20 protein-coding genes are annotated in these 20,929 nt (G+C 44.2%); 9 read left to right on the top strand and 11 right to left on the bottom strand.

The window, feature by feature from the left end:
- Positions 1–37 precede the first annotated feature (37 nt).
- The 3 genes from AB6F11_RS04310 to sbcB are packed head-to-tail and all read right to left on the bottom strand — an operon-like array spanning position 38 to position 2,539.
- Entirely contained in the window at positions 38–715 is a 678-nt protein-coding gene (locus AB6F11_RS04310; RefSeq protein WP_017090893.1) for an LrgB family protein, read from the bottom strand.
- Positions 716–717: 2 nt separating this feature from the next.
- Positions 718–1,089: a CidA/LrgA family protein gene (locus tag AB6F11_RS04305; RefSeq protein WP_004734867.1), complete on the bottom strand. Its 372-nt coding sequence runs from the start codon at positions 1,087–1,089 to the stop codon at positions 718–720.
- A gap of 25 nt (positions 1,090–1,114) precedes the next feature.
- Complete coding sequence (gene sbcB, locus AB6F11_RS04300) at positions 1,115–2,539, bottom strand: exodeoxyribonuclease I (RefSeq protein WP_102393864.1); 1,425 nt, start codon at positions 2,537–2,539, stop codon at positions 1,115–1,117.
- 1,026 nt (positions 2,540–3,565) lie between these two features.
- On the opposite strand from sbcB, the gene AB6F11_RS04295 reads away from it, so the two are divergent.
- From AB6F11_RS04295 to AB6F11_RS04280, 4 genes are read left to right on the top strand one after another with little or no spacing between them, the layout of a single operon-like run.
- Complete coding sequence (locus AB6F11_RS04295) at positions 3,566–4,000, top strand: DUF4402 domain-containing protein (protein ID WP_048611478.1); 435 nt, start codon at positions 3,566–3,568, stop codon at positions 3,998–4,000.
- A 52-nt stretch (positions 4,001–4,052) separates the two neighbouring features.
- The gene (locus tag AB6F11_RS04290; protein ID WP_102393865.1) at positions 4,053–4,490 is read left to right on the top strand and encodes a DUF4402 domain-containing protein; all 438 of its coding nucleotides are present in this window, start codon (positions 4,053–4,055) and stop codon (positions 4,488–4,490) included.
- Complete coding sequence (locus AB6F11_RS04285; RefSeq protein ID WP_102393866.1) at positions 4,487–5,197, top strand: molecular chaperone; 711 nt, start codon at positions 4,487–4,489, stop codon at positions 5,195–5,197. The genes AB6F11_RS04290 and AB6F11_RS04285 overlap by 4 nt, the downstream gene beginning before the upstream one ends.
- 47 nt (positions 5,198–5,244) lie before the next feature.
- Complete coding sequence (locus tag AB6F11_RS04280) at positions 5,245–7,683, top strand: carboxypeptidase-like regulatory domain-containing protein (RefSeq protein ID WP_102393867.1); 2,439 nt, start codon at positions 5,245–5,247, stop codon at positions 7,681–7,683.
- 15 nt (positions 7,684–7,698) lie between these two features.
- Here the strand turns inward: AB6F11_RS04280 and AB6F11_RS04275 are convergent, their stop codons facing one another.
- Both AB6F11_RS04275 and AB6F11_RS04270 read right to left on the bottom strand, forming a co-directional pair.
- A complete protein-coding gene (locus tag AB6F11_RS04275) occupies positions 7,699–8,547 on the bottom strand; it encodes a sterol desaturase family protein (RefSeq protein WP_102393868.1) in 849 nt (282 codons plus the stop codon).
- 86 nt (positions 8,548–8,633) lie between these two features.
- On the bottom strand, positions 8,634–9,647 hold the full coding sequence (locus tag AB6F11_RS04270; protein ID WP_102393869.1) for a DUF2804 domain-containing protein: 1,014 nt from the start codon (positions 9,645–9,647) through the stop codon (positions 8,634–8,636).
- A 169-nt stretch (positions 9,648–9,816) separates the two neighbouring features.
- On the opposite strand from AB6F11_RS04270, the gene AB6F11_RS04265 reads away from it, so the two are divergent.
- Entirely contained in the window at positions 9,817–10,851 is a 1,035-nt protein-coding gene (locus tag AB6F11_RS04265; protein ID WP_017070923.1) for an AraC family transcriptional regulator, read from the top strand.
- Between the two features lie 4 nt (positions 10,852–10,855).
- Here AB6F11_RS04265 and AB6F11_RS04260 read toward each other — a convergent pair whose 3' ends face one another.
- Positions 10,856–11,806, bottom strand: a complete 951-nt coding sequence (locus AB6F11_RS04260; protein ID WP_102393870.1) for a chromosome partitioning protein ParA — start codon at positions 11,804–11,806, stop codon at positions 10,856–10,858.
- A gap of 39 nt (positions 11,807–11,845) precedes the next feature.
- Complete coding sequence (locus tag AB6F11_RS04255; RefSeq protein WP_102393871.1) at positions 11,846–13,180, bottom strand: sphingomyelin phosphodiesterase; 1,335 nt, start codon at positions 13,178–13,180, stop codon at positions 11,846–11,848.
- Positions 13,181–13,594: 414 nt separating this feature from the next.
- Here AB6F11_RS04255 and AB6F11_RS04250 point away from each other — a divergent pair, with 414 nt between their 5' ends.
- The gene (locus AB6F11_RS04250) at positions 13,595–14,116 is read left to right on the top strand and encodes a DUF2058 domain-containing protein (protein WP_010441213.1); all 522 of its coding nucleotides are present in this window, start codon (positions 13,595–13,597) and stop codon (positions 14,114–14,116) included.
- 128 nt (positions 14,117–14,244) lie between these two features.
- Here AB6F11_RS04250 and AB6F11_RS04245 read toward each other — a convergent pair whose 3' ends face one another.
- Both AB6F11_RS04245 and AB6F11_RS04240 read right to left on the bottom strand, forming a co-directional pair.
- Complete coding sequence (locus AB6F11_RS04245; RefSeq protein WP_102393872.1) at positions 14,245–14,466, bottom strand: hypothetical protein; 222 nt, start codon at positions 14,464–14,466, stop codon at positions 14,245–14,247.
- Positions 14,467–14,773: 307 nt separating this feature from the next.
- Positions 14,774–15,658 carry a LysR family transcriptional regulator gene (locus AB6F11_RS04240; RefSeq protein ID WP_102393873.1) on the bottom strand — a complete coding sequence of 295 codons (885 nt, stop codon included), beginning with the start codon at positions 15,656–15,658 and terminating at the stop codon, positions 14,774–14,776.
- Between the two features lie 132 nt (positions 15,659–15,790).
- On the opposite strand from AB6F11_RS04240, the gene AB6F11_RS04235 reads away from it, so the two are divergent.
- The gene (locus tag AB6F11_RS04235; protein WP_017059146.1) at positions 15,791–16,801 is read left to right on the top strand and encodes an aldo/keto reductase family oxidoreductase; all 1,011 of its coding nucleotides are present in this window, start codon (positions 15,791–15,793) and stop codon (positions 16,799–16,801) included.
- Positions 16,802–16,810: 9 nt separating this feature from the next.
- Complete coding sequence (locus tag AB6F11_RS04230) at positions 16,811–17,203, top strand: heme-binding protein (RefSeq protein ID WP_102393874.1); 393 nt, start codon at positions 16,811–16,813, stop codon at positions 17,201–17,203.
- Positions 17,204–17,316: 113 nt separating this feature from the next.
- Here the strand turns inward: AB6F11_RS04230 and AB6F11_RS04225 are convergent, their stop codons facing one another.
- Together AB6F11_RS04225 and AB6F11_RS04220 are read right to left on the bottom strand one after the other, a co-directional pair.
- Entirely contained in the window at positions 17,317–18,690 is a 1,374-nt protein-coding gene (locus AB6F11_RS04225; protein ID WP_017059148.1) for an L-cystine transporter, read from the bottom strand.
- A 185-nt stretch (positions 18,691–18,875) separates the two neighbouring features.
- Positions 18,876–19,571, bottom strand: a complete 696-nt coding sequence (locus tag AB6F11_RS04220; protein WP_102393875.1) for an NAD-dependent epimerase/dehydratase family protein — start codon at positions 19,569–19,571, stop codon at positions 18,876–18,878.
- A 711-nt stretch (positions 19,572–20,282) separates the two neighbouring features.
- Here AB6F11_RS04220 and AB6F11_RS04215 point away from each other — a divergent pair.
- Positions 20,283–20,894 carry a flavin reductase family protein gene (locus AB6F11_RS04215; RefSeq protein WP_017065519.1) on the top strand — a complete coding sequence of 204 codons (612 nt, stop codon included), beginning with the start codon at positions 20,283–20,285 and terminating at the stop codon, positions 20,892–20,894.
- Positions 20,895–20,929 lie beyond the last annotated feature (35 nt).

Genomic DNA, 20,929 nt, shown 5'->3' with positions numbered 1-20,929 from the left:
ATTCTGGTTGGGCTGAATCGCGTAGTGATCGTTTAGGTTAAGAGTAGAACCAAACCACGAGCGAAAATATACTCGGTGCGATGATTGAGGTAATGACGCCACAAAGCACAAGAGCCAAAGAACTGAATGCTGCATCTTCCTGATTCTTTTCCGCACAAGTCGCGGTGCCTAAAGCGTGAGACACGGTACCCATGGTTAAACCTCGTGCAATAGGGCTCTTAATACCAATGAGATTGTAGATTGGGTAAGCAAAAATTGCCCCAAATAGACCAACAATCAATACCAGTATTGCCGCAATTGCTGCTTCACCACCTAAATGGCTCGATACTTCCATTGCAATTGGCGTAGTGACTGACTTACCTAATAAACTCGCAATCAAAGTTAAGTCCGCTTTAAAAGCCACTGCGATTAATGCTGTCGTTGTCATCGACATCACACTGCCTAGCGTGCAAGCAAAGGTAATAATGCGCCAGTTGGCTCTGATTTGAGGTAGCTGTTCATAAAGCGGGTAAGCAAGGGCAACAACCGCAGGCTGAAGCATGTAGGTAATCCAGGTGTTGTCGGCATAGTAAGTCTCAAACGGTACTCTAAAGAACGTGAGTATCGGAATGATGATACCAATGCTGATAAGCAGGGGATTACAAAGCGGCGAGTTTACTTTTTGACTTACCCAGCGAGCAAACAGGAATACCACGATGGTGAGTAGAATCCACATGATCAGTTACCTCTCGAAAGCAAGCGGTCTAAGAACCATGATAAGGACACCAACACCAGTAATGTGCCACCAACGGCGCTCGCCATAATTGGCAATGCGTTCGCGATGAGCATGTCGAAATGATCCATCAACCCAACACTGATCGGAACAAACAGTAAGATCATTAGGCGGATAATCAAGCTTGCACCGGGCTGTACCCAGTGCGAAGGAACAATACCAATCACCATGGCGGCAAACAGAATCAACATGCCAAAAATACTGCCTGGGATTGAGGTATCCAAAAAGTGCTGTAAAGCGTTACCTGCTGTAAGTGCACCTATGATTAAGGTGAAGGAGATTAAGCAGTAAACCAGTTGGATCAATCTTTCTTTCAAAGTGTTACGTCTCTTGATAATGGAATTAGCTAGCTAACTTTTCTACGTATTGATAAACCGCCTTCAAGATAGCCATTTTCTTCTCGTCGCTTTCATGTTCATGCGCGAGGTTTTCAAGGTTGAGCATGTACTCTTCTAAACGGCATTCATAAAACTCACGACAATGGTTCGCCCATTTTAATTGCTCAGCTTCGTCGAGCGTCCATGGGAAGTTACGCGCACGGTAACGGAACAGTAATGGTTTTATTCGTTCGTCACTGAAGGTGATATCCAAAGCTGCCAAGTTGTTCGGGTCTGTTTCACGAATGATGTCCATCGCTGTTTTATCAGCAGGTGAAAAGAAACCGTCATAAAGGTGTGTATCAACATCATCACTCTTTTCGTACTCGCGTTCTTGTGAGTACAGGCCGATCAGTTTTTCGCGGATCTCTGGGTGTTCGCGCAGCAGTGCCAAGTTTTTCAGGCATTGTTGGCGATCGATACCGATGGTTTCGGCATTTTCAGCCGTCAGCGTTTTGGCTGGAGCAAGAATAGGGCACTTGTTCAGTTGAACCAATTTGATGGGTACGGGTAACTCGTCTTCACTCAGTTCACTGCGTTTGGTATAGAGCCTTTCTCTGAGTTCATCAGCGTCCAGTTCTAACAGTGGGCTTGGATCTTTGGCTAAGTCCACCACGATAACGGCATTTTGATTGGTTGGGTGCCAAGCCATAGGCACAATCCAGCTGGTGTAGTTGCAGTCACGGCCAAACATGCCTGAAACGTGCATCAATGGTGTCATGTTTACGATATCAACCAGATCATTCAGCTTACGCTTATGACGCATGTTGTAAAGGTAATCAAACATCTTAGGTTGCGCAGCTTTCAGCTTCTTCGCTAACTCGATGGTCGCAATAACATCGGCCATCGCATCGTGCGCGTTCTCGTGTTCAATGCCATTTGCCACAGATAGGTGTTCCAGTTTGAAGCTTGGATAACCTTCTTCGTTCTCTGGCCAAACAATGCCTTCAGGACGCAGTGCGTGAACAGCGCGCATTACATCTAACAGATCCCAACGTGAGTTGCCGTTCTGCCAGCTCCACGCATATGGGTCGATGAAGTTTCGGTAACAGGTGTAACGCGTTACTTCATCATCGAATCGAATACTGTTGTAGCCAAGGCTTGTGGTGTTAGGTTTCGCTAACTCAGCATGGATCTTAGCGATAAACTCTGGTTCAGGGAGACCTTGTGAAGCCGCTTTCTGTGGCGTGATACGGGTGATCAACGCAGCATCAGGTGCAGGGAGGTAATCAGCAGGAGGTTGGCAATAGATAACCAGAGGCTCTCCAATAACATTGAAATCTTGGTCGGTACGAACACCTGCAAACTGACTCGGACGGTCTTTTGCTGGGCTCACGCCCCAAGTTTCGTAATCGAAAAAGAAGTAGGTCGGCTGATTATCTGAACTCATTGAATTTCCTGAACAGCAAGCGCGGAACGTTTACTGTGGCTGAAGGTTAGTTTTGTTCAGTATCTGATAGTATGCGGTACGCGTGCAACCCAGATCACAAATAAATTGCTGGAAAACGGTGCTTTACTATTCAATCGAGTCAGTGGGGAAGGTTTTGAAACCAATTGTGGCTTTTCTGTAGTCAGGATTCTGCCTGCTTACCTCTTTTTACCTATCTTTTTACCTTAGCCGTTGTATGGCGATGAGTCGGGTTTTAAGGTTGACCGCGAATGAGTTTGTTTGTCTTTTACTGTAAACCTGTGTGATTAGAAACATGCTCGTTGTTTTTTCACTGATGACTAATCTACTGTACCTGTGGCTAAACCGCTGTGCTTTTGTCTAACTGAAGCGCAGATGTCTAACCCGTAGCACAGATGTTTAAACCGCTTCACTTACCTGTCTAGGCTCTGTCCAAAGATGGAGTTTTTCACAATACAATCCTCTTAGATTTAACTTGATTTTCGGTATTTATGATTGTCGGGGTTAATTTAACTGGACAGTTGTACCTGTCTCACTTTTAATAATTTATATAATCCGTGTTTGAAATGAATATAAAGAAAACTCGAATGTTTCATTTTTATTGCAATGCTGTGTAGATATCAGTTTGTTTCACTTTTGAGACTATATTGCAACACGTCGATCTATATAGTGATGCATCAGAATAGAATAGTGGGGGAATGTTCTATCTTATTTTCGGACTATTTAAATTGAGGTGTTTTTATAAATATAAATAACACACAGAAACAAAGGAATTAGATATAAAACCAGTTTTATATCTAATTGGTAGTAATACTCTAATACCATTATTTTCGTTAGTGTTATTTATATCAATTTGCGTGATCTTATTCTCACTGCGCCTCATTTCTTTATAAATAAGTGTCAATATATATATTTTCTAAATAGGATTGTTGTTACTTAATTGTTAACTTTGATTGACTATTAGGTAACCCTAATAATAAAGCCGATTTTATATAAAGGATTAAAGAAATGAACAAAGTCTTTAAGGTTGTTGCTGTATCTGCACTTTCTATCTCTTCAGCGAACGTTTTCGCTGTGAGTGACACTTTTGATGCAACACTAGAAGTAAAACAAGCAATTACAATGACAAAAACAAGTGATCTTGACTTCGGTATCATCACTTCAGATAACACAACCGACGTTGTTATCGCTCAAGGCGATGCAGGAGCGGCGGCATTTACTCTTTCTGGAGAGTCTGGTGATGCAGTAACAGTCGTTATTTCTGATACTAACTTGGTGAATGGCGTAAATACGATTGCAGCTGAATTTGACTTTAATAATGCTATTACCCTTACGGGTGGTACTGCGGATCTTAATATTGGCGGCACTGCACGTACTTCAAGTGCGACATTAGTTGCTGGTACATATACTGCTAACGTTGCGGTAGATGTAACTTACCAATAATTAAATGAAACCAGTATAATATTGCGGCTGTTAAAAAGCAGCCGTCTTTACTATGAGTGTTCTATTAAAATACGCGATTTATATCAGTCTAATTATTTACTCTAGCCATTTTCATGCGCTAGAAATTATTCCTGAGAATATGGAAGTGAAATTTCCAGGCATGTATATCTCTGGATCGGGTCAGAATGCGGATTCAAACCCAGCCAATAGTCAGGTATATGTGGTGCGCTTTTACGTTGAAGGTGAGCCCGGTAAAAAAATCGTGGTTTCTCTCCCTTTCAAGCAATACCTAAATCATTCCCGTAAATCCAAGCGGCTGCGTATTAGAAAGTTTTATTTTGGTTGTGGCTTATCCAAGCGCGGTAGAGCCAAAATCAAAGGGAATGGAAGAAGCAAATTATTGTGTATTGGTGCGAAAGTGAAAATCGGCGCTAACCATCCCGCAGGCCTTTACACCAGTACAATCCCTTTTGAGGTTAATTATAAATGAAGTTGTTTATCTCATGTGTTCTCGGCTTAATCTTCACAGCACAAGCCTATGCTCAGCTACTCATCGCTCCGACTCGTTTTGTTTTGGATGCCGACACTTCGGTGACTGAAAAAATCGTCGTCGAAAATAACTCAGATCAACCGATTCGCTTGGAGATAAAACCGATTTATCGCCCTGTAAAGGCGAGTGGCTTGGTTAGAACGGACGCTAATATCGCGCAATCGGAAGATATCGCAAGTTGGATTAAAGTGTCACCACCAATAATTCGAGAACTTAAACCCAATCAAAGACGCACGGTTCGCTTACGTATGAATGCTCTGCCTGCTGACATGGCTGATGGTGAATATCGTGCTTACTTGTGGTTTTCCCCAATAGCAAAAGCCGCAGAGTTATCGGACATTGCGCTATCTTCAAGTAAAACCAACAGTGACGGTTCAGCCTTTCAACTGAACTTTCATATCAACAGTTATGTACCCGTTTATGTTCAGAAAGGTGAGCAGGTACAAGATGTTAAGTTTGCGTGTGACAACCAAAGCATCAAGATTCGTAACGATGGTAACTTTCAATTTACTGCAAAATTGAATGTCGACGAGCATAGCGAAAAAGTGGTGCTACTTCGTAATGCTGAATTATCAAAGCCTTTCCCAAAAGGGTCGAAGATCTCACTGGTTCAGAACGAACAGCCTCTGTACGAATGTGTTCTGTAGTGCTCGTTTCATTGTCGCAGACTCTTTAAAGGCTAGTGTTCAATTGCATGCTTTGGCGATTCTTTTTGCTCGCTTCACTGTTTCCTTTTGCTGCGTATTCGCAATCTGAAGAAGAAAGTGAGGAGAGCGAGCTCTATCCAGCCCATGTTGAAGTTCGAGTCGGGAAAGTCGGGGATAGCTTTTATCGTGTCATGATGGATGACTACGAAGAGCCCTTTATTTCGATATCTAATGCCGCTTTTTATCTGCTCGAAATGAATGGTCAGTGTGATGAAAGCGGATATTGCGAATTGTACTTGCCACAAGATGTGGGCAGAGAATCTCCGCCGTATATTGTTGATACTGAACAAGCCATCTGCTACCGCGATGACAACAATATCCAGTCGATCAAATATCAAGTCATCGACTCAGAAACTTTCATTCATTGGTACAGCTTACAAGCTTGTATCCCGGCAAAAGTGCGTTGGGATATTGATGATTATCGGCTCACCGTTACTCCAGAATTCAGTTCATTGACTGAATTGGAAGCCGCTATTTCTAAGATGAAAAATGAATCACGTAAGAAGGCCGAGGATCTCAAGCGAGCTAAAAACACGCCAGCTTTCGAACCTGTTGCCGCTGTGGGTTTAGCGACTCGGTTAGCGACTTCGGTTTATCACGACAGTGAAACTGGCGGTGATGTTTACGCAATCTCAGACACCATATTAAGCACTGAACACTCCTTGTCTCGCTTGTCGATTGATTCACGAGAAGATAACCCCATCGTTTATTACAACATTGCGGTAGAAGCTCATGACGGTGAAGGCTCTTTGGAAGTCGGTCATGTGTTATTAGATGGCAGCGTCTTTACCGTGAATCAAACCCTCGAAGATGGGCTCTATTACACCAACCGAAAGCGACAGACAGAGTTCGGCAACCTTCAACTCGAACGAACTACTCAACCTAATATCAGCATCGATGTTTTAGTCAATGGCATTTATCAAACCACTTATCGCTCTGATGAGTTTGGACGCTTCGTGGTTGAAGAAGATAACATTTCCCCCGGTGACACCATCAAGTTTCGTTACTACTTATCGAAAGGTGTCTGGCAGGAAGAAGAGATCACCGTCGCCGGTTTAGAAGATGCATTTCTGCCAAGTAATGAGTGGGGCGTGCAAGTGGTAGGCAATGAAGGTGCAGACCGAGCGGGCGCTGTGTCGATCGAATATGGGCTTGCCGATTACTTCACCGTGGGTAGTGCCTTTATGAGGCAAAATGGCAAAGACTTGATTGGTGTTCAAGGACGATACTTACCGGCGCATTGGTTCGCGGGTCATATCGGTTGGTTGTCGGAGTTCAATCGGTTTCCAATGGAGTTTGATATTTTGATCAATGGTGATCAGTCGGCATCGATAGAGCTTAATAAAACCGATGAATTGGACTTAGAGTCGATGGAGTACGATGTTTTCAAATACAACCTGTCGCTTGCCAATCTAACGGCCTTTTTGACGGTAAGGGATGATGAAGATGAGTTGAGCGTTGAACCCAAGTTGAACTCGAAAGTGGCTCGTAATCTGTTTGTCTCATACGCCGGTGACTATCGATACATCAAAGCTTCTCATCAAGAAGACTATCTACACACTATTGGTTTGGCTAAAAGCGGTTTTTCGGATACGTCGTGGAATATTTCTGGAACTGTTGATGGCTCTGGTCATCATGAACGAACAGAATTATCCCTAAGGAATGCCTGTAAAGAGTGCCTGCTCGATCCTCTGGAGGTTTTTCAAGAGCTCACGACGAACGTATCGGCTCGCTATCAAAAACAGGAAGTTTCGTTTTCCGCCTCTTTAGAAGCTCGAGTGAACCCTTATTTACTCTTTAAGCTAGAAGGAACCGAAGACCGATACGGTGTCGAGATGACAACCGAATTCGGTGCTAAAACTTACTTTGATGAAAGCATTGGTGAGTTTGTTGAGTGGAATCGATACAACCATTCTAAGCTGACGGGCGTTGTCTACGATCACCACAAACAACCCATACAAGGCGTAAGCCTACAAATCTTAGACCAACGAGCGGTCAGTGATGCAAAGGGCCGATTTGAATTCTCAAGTGTTCCGGCTCGAGATAATCTACCTATCTATATCGATGAAGGGGCACTCGACCTTAACCTCACGCCGATTCAAAACCCTGTGTTTGTAAACACTAAGCAAGTCGGGCTAACTCATGCTCACATCGAAATGGTGGTGTCATTTGGCGTCGATGGCACAGTGGAAGGCGATCTAGAAAACAGTGCTTATCTGCACTTTAAACATATCCAGAAAGGCACCGAGTATTCGAGCGAGATTGAGAGCGATGGCTTTTACATGGTAGAGGGGCTCATCGCGGGCAAATACATTGTGACTTTAGAAATGGGCGACAAGCGATACGTGCAAGGTGCCGACTTGGACGGCGATTTCTGGGTAAGCGACCTCACATTCAACCTCATTGATTTTCATAAGGTGTACTAAATCCGATCGTTTTGATTAGTCTGAAGGAGGCGACAGTATCAATCGCACTTTTTGTTTCATGGTTAGCTCTCGGTTCTTCAAATCTTTGAATATGGCCTTCCATTCTTGAAAGGTGATCACTATCGGGTTAAAACTGTTTACCGGCTTGGTGACGCCGTAACGTACAGTTTCAACTTCAGGTTCGAACGTACCAAACAACTTATCCCAAATGATCAAAACACCGGCGTAGTTCTTATCGATGTATTGCGGGTTTTTGCCGTGATGCACACGGTGGTGTGATGGGGTGTTAAAGATGTATTCAAGTGGTCCTAAGCTTCGTATCCATTGTGTATGGACAAAGAACTGCAAACCTAGATTCAGAAGCACCACAAAGATGACCCATTTAGGGTCAAAACCTATGATGACTAACGGTACCCAAAACAACCACATCCCAGCAAGTGGGTACATTAAGCTTTGACGGAAAGCCGTACTGAAGTTCATCTGTTCTGAACTGTGGTGCGCGACGTGCGCGGCCCACATCCAGCGAACACGATGGCTTGCTCTATGGAACCAGTAATAGCAAAAGTCTTGTAACACCATCAATACAACAAAACTCAGCACGCCCATTTCAATGTCCATTAAACGCCAATCAAACATCCAGAGATACAACTGCACGACCAATAACCCAGTGAGCAAGTCGGAGAGTTGATGCATTCCCGCAAGCGTGAAGTTACACATCACTTCTGAAAGTTTATAGCTGGAATTATCTGGTAGTCGACCTTGCTTCTGACCGATAAAATACTCAGCCAACATGCACACCATGAACAAGGGCGCTAATACCAACAGTAGCCATTCTGGGTGATTGATTAATGCGTCGATATTCATGTTTTATCCTTGTTGAGACGCCATACGCGTTCTTAGTATCAGTTTACTTAGACTTGCTCGCCTGAGATTCAGTCAGCAGAATTTCGCTACCAGCGAGCAAAGTGATCTTCTGTTAGACCAAGAACACCATCGAGTTGATGTGTCACTCCATTGTTGTCTTCAATCGAGCCAGAAAAGTGACCAACGAACTGACGAAAGTTACTCTTTAACAGCCATAAATTGAGCTTTTCGCTGCGATTATTTAAGGGTGTAAAGGTCAGGTTTATACGTCCATTTTGTGATGTTATCTGCCAAGGTAAATTCGTGTCTTGGCGACTAAACGTAAACTGTACCGGGTTAAGTAAGTGTCTGGTTCCACTGACCCACAATACGTTTTCGCAGCCTCCAGTCTCATTGACGCCTGCCGCGAGGTTTAGGCCAATATCTGTGCCATTGGATTGCGTGTTGATACTTGCCCAGCGCCAACTGGTCTCACGCCTCATGTAACCCGCTGAAAAGTCATAACCGGCACGAGCTTGTTCGAGAACGAGTGATTCTCCTTTGATTTGGATGTCGCCGCTGATGCGTAAAGCATTGTGCTTTTGGGTGTAAGTCCAACCTGAATAACCCGTTGGGCTGCACATCGCCAAGGGCAAGCTGTCGGCTTCAGGCTCTAAAGCGATATCGGCCTTGATGAGTTTGGTATTCAAGCAAACTCGCCATTGCCCGTCTTCAATATCAAAGGTGATGCTTTGATCTGCAATGCTTGTCTTTCCTTCGAATGGTGAAGGCGTTACATGCTTATCAAACCCTAATAGCCTCAACCAAGATGACTCTTCCAGATGGTTATTTTCAATATCGTACAGATAACAAAATGCTGAGCCTAAGTAGCGAATATCCGCGATAGCGACACCAATAATGTGCGTGTCGGTGACGATGCTGACAAATTGAAATTGTTTGTAGTGGAAGTGCTTCTGCCAAAGATTTGCTTTTGCATCCATCGAGTTTCGATAGTCAAAGTTCTCGATGTTCAGGTGTTTAGGGGGGCCATCGAAATGTCCAATGATCGGCTGACCATTAGAATCAATCAAACTGTGTGGGGCTGGGTTGGTTTTTATCATTGCGATGGTTCACATTAATTTAACAACTAAAGCCATTGTGCGATGAGTAGCGTAGAATTGGGAGGTCATATTCGGACAAGAGCGCGTTACCAATCACGATTTTGTCAGTAGTGTTGTTGAAGCTGAGTAGTCATGTTTATGGGAATGGGCTCGATATAAGGAGAGACGATTGGAGATTATCGCGGAGTATAAGCCGACCGGACATCGGCATCAGTTGGGTACATTAGATATCGCGCTGCTGTTGAATACGCTAGAGCAACGAGGTATCGATATTGAAAGGCTACTCAATGATGTGGGTTTGCCGAACATAGATTGGCGAGACCCGAATGGAAAGCTGACTTACGCTGATAAACTAGCGTTATTTAGCGTGGCGAATCAGAGCTTTCCTCACGATGGCTTAGGGCTTTGGCTGGGGGAACACGCTAGCTTGAGCCACTTTGGTGTGTTGGGTTATGCGCTATCTACCAGTCAAAATGTCGGGGAGGCCATCAAGTCGGGCTTTAAATATCTGCGCCTGAACGGTCCTATTTTCTCGGTTAAATTGTTTCTAGATTCCGAGCATGCAGTGATTCAGATTGAGAACACCTTGGAAGTGGGCGATCTGCTCCCTTTCTGCAGTGAGTATTTCTTAAGTTCCATCGTCTCTTTGTTCAAAGAACTGACTGGTCATGAGCTGGATATTCACACTTTGGCTTTGCCTTATGCTCGTCCCAATTACGCTAAGCTCTATGACGACCGTTTCCAGTGCCCTGTAGTTTTTGAGCAGAGCCATTGTGAATTGCGTTTTGATGCCTCGGTTTTATCACAGACCTTATTGACTCATGATGCCGCGACACTGAAGCGCTATCTTGCGTCTTGCCAGTCGATAGTCGAAACGTTGGACTCTGAGCATCTGCTGACTAATCAGATCAAAACGATCTTTTATCAAACCGCAGGTAGTTTCCCGAATATTGAACAACTCGCGGATGAGTTTGGTTGTAGCTCTCGTACACTCAGGCGAGAGCTAGTGACCCATGAATCCAGTTACCAAATATTGCTTACCGAAGTTCGAGTGGAGCTGGCCAAAGAGCTATTACTCGGCACAACCATGAGCATTGATGACATCGGTGAAAGGCTCGGTTATAGCGACCCTGCAAATTTCAGAAGGGCGTTTAAAGGTTGGCTCAATAAAACGCCCGCTCAGTTTCGTGATGGTTTAAGTTAAGGCGTTACTTGCTAAAGAACTGCTCCCTGAAATCGGTGACTTGCTGCTGATAGTAACTGTCCCAATCTTGTTGAGTCCAAGTGGCATAACTTGATGAACGTTGAGAGCCTAAGGTCGCTTTGAGCTGATCCAGTTGCACGTGATAACTCATCACGGTTTGTTGCTGTTGTGCGACTTGTTGTTCTCGCGCGGCAATGTTGCTGGCCTGCGCTTCATCTAAGTAGGCATCTTGAAGGTCGGCTTTGACTGATGCTACTTCAGCAGGGCTATAGCTGCTGGGTATCAAAGATACTGCCAGTTCATATTTTTGAAGCTGTGTTTCGGCGTTTAACGTGCCCGTATTGTTTTGCCATTCACTAAGCAAATCTTGATAGTTGGCCAAAAACTGGCTCGCTTCGTTCTCTTCAAGGGTGTTGGCGTCAAGCGTAAAATCCAGATGAGCAAACTGGTCAGCGAATAGCTGGTGGGCCAACTCTCCCCATACTTGCTGTGCAGATTGCTTGAATAAGGCAACACGATCTTCAAGAGTCTCTATGGATTCAAGTGGGATAGTGCTTTGTGTTAATTGCCAGTCAGCCGATAGCTGCGGATAGTCGCTCAGTAATTCAAACCATATACTCGGCAATTCTGATTTCAATCGTGCTAGTTGCTCAGTGCAGTCATCACGTTGTTGGCAAAGCTTCCAGAACCCATCGAGTTCATCGAACAAAGCCTTGCCTTCAAGCTCACTCAAGTTTTCAGCAAGAATTTTACCGTCCAGTGCTCCAGCTTGGGCTTGATTGCTGTGCGATGCGGATTTTTCCGAACTAGCGGTTGCAGTAGGCGTGGAATTATCGTCATTAGTTGTCGTAGAAACACGCGGCTTAGGTTCTGTGTGTTGAGCAGAAGATAGCGCTGTTTCGTTCGTTTTTGATGACCACGAATAGCCAATAATGCTCGCCGTTAAGACGAGCATTAGGGTTAATATAACTCGATGCATTATGCGTTCACCGAGTTACTTAATGACGGCGCTAACAGGGAAGTGGTCTGAAAGGTTGTAGTGCTTCCATAACTCACTGCTTGTTGATCTTGGGACATCCACACGATTGTCGTTATGAGCTTTGGCGGCATATTCCGAGCTCACTACCACATAATCGAGATACTCAACGTTTTCACCACCCGACATAGGTTCACCCGCAAAGTTGTTGATGCGTGGGTCAAAGGTAGAAGCGGTGTAACCTGAGTAGGTTGGTTCGTCAGCTTGCAGGTTAGCGAACATCTGTTGGTAGTCGTCTGGGAACTTGAGCTTGTTCACGTTGAAGTCACCGCTGTAAACCACAGTTTCTGATGCCGGGATATTCAGAGACTGCGCCAGTGCACGCATCTGCTTGAATTGACGTTGTCGGTAATCACGAGCGGTGTCCGTATCGAATGATGCCGTGTGGGTACCGAAAACATGGTAAGCCTGACCATTCTTGATAACTTCCGCGTAGTTAACACCTTTATCAGCAAAGCAATCTGTGCCCGTGCAATCAGGGAAAACATACTGCGCTTCATTAACGATAGGATAGCGGCTGACAATGATCACACCACCGTCGTATATGTTAATCCCATCTTTATCGAGCATTTTAGTTTGATAAGGATACTCTTTCGCAAGCTCACGCAAGAACTCATCTCTGCCGTTAGCAAACACCTCTTGAAGCGCCAACACGTCATAGCCCTTTACATATTGAGGGAGTAGGTCATAGCGGTCACCAATATGTGAAGCGATGGCAGGCAGCGCCCAGATGTTGTAAGTCATGACCTTGAGTGTATTGGCATCCGGCTCTGGTTGCTCATCCACTTTTGGTGGGGTGATGGTGTAATAAATATCATCATAGCGCGCTGTAGAATCGGCTTTGAGGGCTAGCTCTGCATTGACCCCGAACGCATCGGTTGTGCTGCGATGAATATTACGATCGTCATGCAATGTTAGGTTGACGTCTGCGGCACTCAAACCATGTTGCAGTGTCGAGTTATACCAATGTCCCTTCATGGTTTGGTTGAGCGTGACACTTTCGCCCACAGCGTTTGATACCACAGTGTCAAACTCATAGGTCTTCCCAGATTTCACACCAGTCCAGCGGTTGAAACTTATCAGCTTCTTCGTCTCCCAAGGACCAATCTGTTCAACATGCTGTTGCCACTCATCACCGAGTTGAAGCAGGTCGGTACCTGTGTGATTGGTTTGAATCGTCATTACTTGGCTGGTGTTATTGGTTAGGTACACATCGGTATCTGCAATAGCCGAGGTTGAAATGAATGAAGCTGATGCAAGTATTGCACTCAGGCAAGTCCATTGAGTTTTCATTTTCACGTTATCCTTACTGATTGGTTTAAAGAATAACGTAGTAAAGAGTTATGACATTGGAGTTATAAATCTATGGCATTTATTCAAATATGAGATATATGCCAAGGTTTTATAAAATTGATTAACCATTGAAAATTAACATATTGTCTTATCGGAATGATAAGTGGTACGCGCGCGAATAATAGGGTCAGTTAATGCTTTCGAGTCGGTGGAACAGCCAATATTGGCGTGCTTAAGTGAAAACTGTGTGTCGCGGTAAAGTGGAGGTTGTGAGCAACAAGAAGGGAATATGGACACAGCTTAGAGCTATCAGCATAAATTTTGCGATTGTTCTGTAATTTACTCTTGTTCAGTAAACAGAAACCTCAAAAACAGGTATGATAGTGCCGTTTTTAATCCTGAACTGGGAAAGTCATGGCAAAGTTAACACTCCAAGAGCAGATGCTTAAAGCTGGCTTGGTAAATGAGAAAAAATTAAAGAAGGCGAAGAAAGGCTCTAAAAAGTCTCGCGTTCAGTCTCGTGAAGCAAAAGCGGCAGCTGAAGAAACTAAACTGGCGCAGCAAGCGAAAGACAAAGAGCTAAACCAACAGTTGAAAGAACAACAGTTGAGCAAAGAAATTAAAGCTCAAGTGAAGCAACTGATTGAGATGAACAAGATCGAACAGAAGAACGGTGAGATCAAATACAACTTCACCGACGGTACGCTAGTTAAATATCTTTACGTAGAAGAGCTGACTCAAAAGCAACTAAGTAAAGGCATTCTAAGTATTGCTCGTCAAGGCGAGAGCTATGTTGTTATTCCAACAGCAGTAGCGAACAAGATTGCTATGCGCGACGAAGAATCTATCGTTGATACGCAGGCAGGTAGCACAGACGAAGTAGACGAAGATGACCCGTACAAAGACTTCGTGATCCCAGATGATCTAATGTGGTAATCCGTTTTACCTAGCTCCATTTTAATGGTTAGCTAAGTTTACAGGATCTAAGAATGCAGCGAACAATCACTCGATTGGCGCTGCATTTTTTTTGGCGCGAAATGACTTCAACAAATCTTGAATAAAGCTTAGTGTTCTGACATGCCGTAAACAAGGCTATCATTGGCACTTGCATGATCGATAAAATCGGTATTAACGCGCTGTTCGTGTTGGTCATAGCCATCGAAGTAACAGTCGCCAATTTCATTGCGCGGGCAAACGTGAATGTGGTCTTTGATGACCAGTTCGGTAGAGCAGCATGGGCAGTGTTTTACATGTCCAGTGAGTACCGTAGATCGATTTGGTTTCATACATCCTCCTGATAGGCACTGTAATCTGATTGCCTATTTGCACCCTAAGTTACGCAAATTAGTGTGTCGTTATGATTTCATTTTTAAGTCAATGAAAAACGATTCGTAGAGTGAATGTTTAGGTATTAATGTAAATGTAAGAGCAAGAAAAAATAAAAGAACTAGGACGAGTAGGCTTGAAAGTAGATCGGCCATATAGTCGACTTTCACTGGTATCACATTCAGCCGAAGAGGTTGAAGTAGAGCTCGCTACGACGAATATGTTGGCCAGATGAAACCAACAAGCCCTAGTGAGCTGTGCATCATTTTATCGACTTAAGCTTTCAAAGTAATTCTGAACAAATTTAACGAACACTTGGTGTTTCTTTGCCGGATAAATAACTTGCGGATAGAACAGATAAATGCTGTTGCCTTGTTGCAGACATTCATCAGGCAGCACTCGCTCTAATTCTCCCAGTTCGACCTCTTTGGCAACGTAGTAACTTGCAATACGGATGATGCCACTGCCTGCCATAGCTTGTTGCTTAAGCAGGTGGTTGTCATTACTTGAAAGCCAGCCGGACACATCAATATTTACCGATTTTAAAGGCCACTCGGTTTGGTGCAGAGTTGCTAAGCATTGATGATCACTTAAGTCACTCACATTGGTAGGGCGACCAAATTGGTTAAGATAACCGGGAGTCGCGACTAAATCATGTTGATAGCTAATCAAGTGTTTCGCCACCATGTTGTCAGGTGGCGTATTGGTGGCACGAAACGCGATATCGATATCATCTTGATTGAGATTAAAGTTGGTGTAGCTACTGTTTATCTCGAAACGAATCTCAGGGTATTGCTGCCTAAACTGTTGGCAGATATCGAATAGATATACCTCAGTAAACATCTTTGGCGCAGTGAGGCGTAATAGGCCTTTGACGATGTCGTGTTGCTCAGAAACACTGCGTTCAAGCTGTAAGACTTGCGAGCGAATCGTTAAGCCTTGTTGTAACGCGCGTTCGCCTTCTTGGGTTAAACGAACACTGCGAGTGGTTCTGACCAAAAGCGGGCACTGTAAATCGTTCTCTAAACGTTTGATCTGTTCAGAAAGGTAGCTCTTAGAGATACCGAGCTTTTCGGCTGCCTTGGTAAAGTTGAGTTGCTGAGCAAGTTCTACAAACAGGATCAGTCGTTCTATTCTTTTGTGTTCGTTCATTCGCGCGTTCCTACCAATCTATTGTTCGTCATATCAAACAATCATTTCGTAACTAGCATATTCTGTTTTTTAAAAAGAACAATATGATAGAGGCATATTTCTGGTCAGCAAATCTTCTAAGCGAGAATCGATATGACGAACAGCACTGAATCTACAAACAAAACGAATGACAAAAAACGTATCCCATTATCAAATTATCTACCGAATGTTGGGCAAATTGCCTATGGCTGCATGGGGTTAGGTGGTGGCTGGAATGATAATCCAGTGACGAGTGCGGATGTTGCTCAAACACGAAGCGTAATCGGCACCGCACTAGAATCGGGCATTAACTTATTCGACCATGCGGATATCTATACCTTCAGCAAAGCTGAGCAAGCCTTTGGTCAAGCATTACAACAAGCGCCTGATCTGCGTGAACAGATGTTCATTCAATCTAAGTGTGGGATTCGTTTTGAAGGCGAGGGCAATGTTGGTCGTTATGATTTCTCGGCTGATTGGGTAGGCCAATCGGTAGACGGTATTCTCAATCGATTGAATACTGAAAAGCTTGATGTGCTGTTATTGCACCGCCCTGATCCTTTGATGGAACTCGATGAGCTAGCAAGAACGTTAGAGAACTTAAAAGCGCAAGGTAAGGTCGATTATTTTGGTGTGTCGAACATGAACAGCCATCAAATTCAGTACCTGCAATCTGCGCTTGGGCAACCCATCGTCGCGAATCAAGTTGAGATGAGCTTAGCCAAATTGGATTGGTTGAATGATGGGGTGATGATTAACTCGCAAGGGCACCATCAATCAGACTTCGCCGCAGGCACTCTTGAACATTGCCAATTGAATAACATCCAACTGCAAGCTTGGGGCTGTTTGGCACAAGGCCGATTTGCTGAGCAAGGTTTGTATTCAGAACATGAAAACGTGAAAAAGACAGCGCACTACGTGGCTCAGTTAGCGAACCAATATGGCGTAGAAAGTGAAGCGATTGTGTTGGCATTTTTGCTTCGTCACCCTGCTCGTATCCAACCTGTAATTGGCACCACAAATCTAGAGCGAATCAAAGCTTCGGCAGTCGCGACTCAGATAAACCTGTCTCGTGAAGAGTGGTACAACCTATACGTGTACTCACGTGGTCAAGCACTGCCATAAGGAATGAATATGTTGAATCAAAAGATCGCGCAACAACTGGTGTCTAACGCTCTAGACATTGCTGAGCGTAATCAACAAGCAATCGCGGTGAGCGTGTGTGATACGCACGGTGAGTTACTGGCGTTTATTCGCATGGATAATGTGAGTGTTCAAGCCGGATTGTTAGCACAGAACAAAGCTTATACATCTGCAAGAGATAGACAGCCAAGCGGTAACTTAGGTGCTTGGGCGAGAGAAACTGGTAAAGACTTAAGTTACTGGACTGACCCAAAGATCACTGGCTTTAAAGGCGGTGTTCCCATTGAATTAAATGGGCAGGTGATTGGCGCGATTGGTATCAGCGGATTGAGTGAAGAGGACGATGAAGCACTTGCTGAGAAAGTGATTCAACTTGTGCTCTAAGTGCTGTTGCTTGTGAAGTAATGGTAATTGGAAGTAACAGATAATAAAAAACCGATGCATGTGCATCGGTTTTTTTGCTTAAGAGACCCAAGTGATTGAATCAATCGAACCCATTAAGCGTTCGCTTGTTCCAGATCTTGTTGCTTGTCTTTCTTACCCAATAGGCGGCTTGTGATCGTACCGGCTGTCATAGCACCAGATACGTTAAGCGCCGTACGTGCCATATCGATAAGTGGCTCGATAGAGATAAGCAGTGCTGCAATCGTTACAGGAAGGCCCATAGCAGGAAGTACGATAAGCGCCGCGAACGTTGCACCGCCACCTACGCCAGCAATACCGAATGAGCTCACTGTGATAATAGCAATCAGAGACAGAATGAAGTTGATGTCCATTGGGTCGATGCCAACTGTAGGCGCAACCATGACTGCTAGCATTGCAGGGTAGATACCCGCACAACCGTTTTGACCAATCGTCGCACCGAAAGAGGCAGACAGGTTAGCAATCGCTGGTGGCACGTTTAGCTTAGTGATTTGAGCTTCAACGTTCAGTGGAATTGTTGCTGCAGAACTACGAGACGTGAAAGCGAACGTCAGTACAGGCCAGATCTTTTGGAAGTACTCTTTCGGGTTTACACCAACAAAAGAAACCAACACACCGTGTACGACGAACATCAGTAGAATCGCAACGTAAGATGCAACGATGAAACCCAGTAGGCTGAGGATGTCAGAAGCACTTGATGTTGCAACTACCTTCGCCATTAACGCTGCGATGCCGTATGGCGTTAGTGCCATGATCATCTTAACTAAGCGCATAACGATAGATTGTGACGCTTCAACGAAAGTACGGATTGGAGATTCTAGTTCTTCTTTCTCTGCCATCACTTTACGAGCAGCGATGCCCGTTAGCACACCAAAGATAACAACCGCGATGATAGACGTAGAGCGAGCCCCCGTTAGGTCTGCAAATGGGTTAGTCGGAATAAAGCTGATCAGCATTTGTGGAATTGTTAGGTCTGAAACGCTACCGATGCGGCTTTCAAGTGTTGCGATACGTGCTGTTTCGCGAGCGCCTTCTGTTAAACCTTCAGCAGACAGGCCGAATGCTTGCGTTACAACAATACCAACAATCGCAGAAATCGCGGTTGTTGCTAACAGTACAGAAATGGTGATACCAGAAATCTTGCCCAGTGAGCCGCCTTTTTCAAGCTTCACTACTGCTGCAATCATTGAAACCAATACTAATGGCATGATCACCATTTTCAGTAGGCCAACATAACCACGGCCAACAATATTTACCCAGTCTAGTGTTTCGTTGATGACCGGATTGCCTTCACCAAATAACAGCTGTAGACCAAGACCAAATGCGCTACCAAATACTAAACCGAGTAAAACGAGCCGAGAAAGTGTGTTTTCTTTTTTCTGCTGTCCGTAGAGAAAAAAGAGGATACCAGTGAATACCGCTAAGGCAGCGATAGCTGAAAATGACATTTGTTTTCCTTATGAATCTCTTTAAATCGATAGGGCGCTTAGATATATGGGCGCAAATACTGTTAGCTACAGTAGCGACCTGTAACAAAACGTAAAATAAGGAAAAGTAATTTATTAGAACGATTAGTAATATCCACTCAATAGGATGGGTGGATATTCAACATTGTGATGAATAGGTGAGCTTTTTAGCGATATTTTGCCAATAAATTGAGCATGTCACTTGACGAGTAAATTTCGATATTTTGGAAATTATTTTCGAATAACCGGAACAACATTGCTTTGGCTACGTCTTCCGACTGAATAGGGCGTAGGTTTTTGAACTTACCAAGCATAAATGGAGACAGCAGAGGAAAGACACTTTGCAGGAGTTTTTCATCAGCTCTAGGTTCATCACGCTCACCCACCAGAGGCCCAGGGCGTGCGATGAAAAGCTGCTTGAAGCCAATACGTTTTAAATTTTGTTCCATTTGTCCTTTACAGCGAAGGTAGTGCGAATAGGAATCTGGTGAAGCGCCATAGCTAGAAACGACCGCTACGCGTTGAACCCCAAGAAACTTCATCGACTGTGCGACTTGGCTAACCAGTTCCACATCGATTTTGCGAAGCGCTTCTTTTGATCCTGCCTTTTTCTTAGTCGTACCTAAGCAGATAACGCCAAGATTAGGCGTCGCATTCGTGTCATCCCAACTGGTAACTTGCAGGTCGCTGTGAATGAGTGTGTGGAGCTTGTTGGAATCAAACTGTGAATCTAACGCTCGGCGAGATAGGGCATAGATATGATCAGCGGCGGGTTCATCGATGAGCAACTTCATCACATGATGACCAATTAACCCGGTTGCACCAGCCACCACGACCGATGTTTTGTCTCCAGAAATGCTCATTTTAATCCCTTCTTCACTCCACAAGTGCTTGTTTAATATAAACAGTGTTTGAATTTTAAGCGAATAAAAGTTTGTTAAACGAGTGGTCAGTAGTATGTGGGGAGTCGCCTGTTTATGGAAAAAGAGATGATTTAGTTTGGCTCGACGCATAAGTACGGTCTGAAGCATAAGTACGATATGAAACATAATGGCGGTGGGAAAGATAAATGCGGTTTGAAACTTAAGTTAGGCGTTAAACATAACAAAGCCCGCTGGGCTTTGTTACTTTTCTTGCTTCTTACTAGGTAAAGGACAGTGGGATTTTCCTTACCTTTTTGCTAGCTTTCTTACTTGATTTATTTGGTTTTCTTTTACTTGAATTTGGAATCATTACACCTCCTAAATCGTTGTTCTGTTTTGTCTTTCAATCGATTGTCTTTCTTCGTGTAGCGTCAGTGTTGTGGGCATTCACTGTATGGGTACTTATCAATGGAGAGATTAATAAGTAATTTAGATAAGGCATAAACGATGCCAAAATGTAAGTTATTGATAAATCTATTATCAGTATTATTTGTGTTTTAGGGTTCGTCAATTTGACTGTCAATCTGAGAAAAAACCAGTGTGATCTGTTTAAATTAAGAACACTCTCTGCGGTTTCTGCCACATAGCCATAGATACAGCCTTGCTTAACACGTAAACTGAGTCGTAATTCACATAGACCAAGGACGTGCTATGAACCTCAAGCTTGATACTCTTGCTCCCACTCAGATTTATCACCTGATGACACAAACCGTTGTTCCTCGCCCGATTGCGTGGGCATTGACGGAATCTTCTGACCAAGAGTACAACCTCGCGCCTTTCTCTTATTTCACGCCTGTTTCTAGTAATCCGCCGTTACTGATGTTATCGGTTGGGAAGAAGCCGTCCGGCGAAATCAAAGATACCACTCGTAATGCCCTAGAAACGGGTAAGCTAGTGATTCACATTGCTTCTTCAAGTTCTGCCGAAACCATGACGGCGACAGCAGCTACCCTTGAACATGGTGATTCGGAAGTCACCGCGAATAACATTGATCTGGTTGAATTTGAAGGCTTCTCTTTACCGAGATTGAAAGAGTGCGCGGTCGCTTTTGGATGCACCTTGTACGAAGTAAAAGAGGTTGGAGAAGTGCCACAAAGCCTTATCTTTGCTCAAGTCGAAACCGTGTACATTTCCGAAGACGTGATCGACAAAGACAGTGAGCGTCTTAAGATCGACGCGTTAGCACTTGATCCTTTATCTCGATTGGGTGGCGGTGAATACGCCACGCTTTCCAATGTGTTTTCTGTCGCACGCCCTAAGTAGCAGCCCTATATCAACGTACCCAGAATAAGCGTTTT

Origin of the sequence: Vibrio sp. 10N.247.311.14 (genome assembly GCF_041467715.1) — a bacterium.
Lineage (GTDB): Bacteria > Pseudomonadota > Gammaproteobacteria > Enterobacterales > Vibrionaceae > Vibrio > Vibrio crassostreae_C.
The sequence above is the reverse complement of the archived record's forward strand: the minus strand, read 5'-3'. Positions and strand labels throughout refer to the sequence as shown.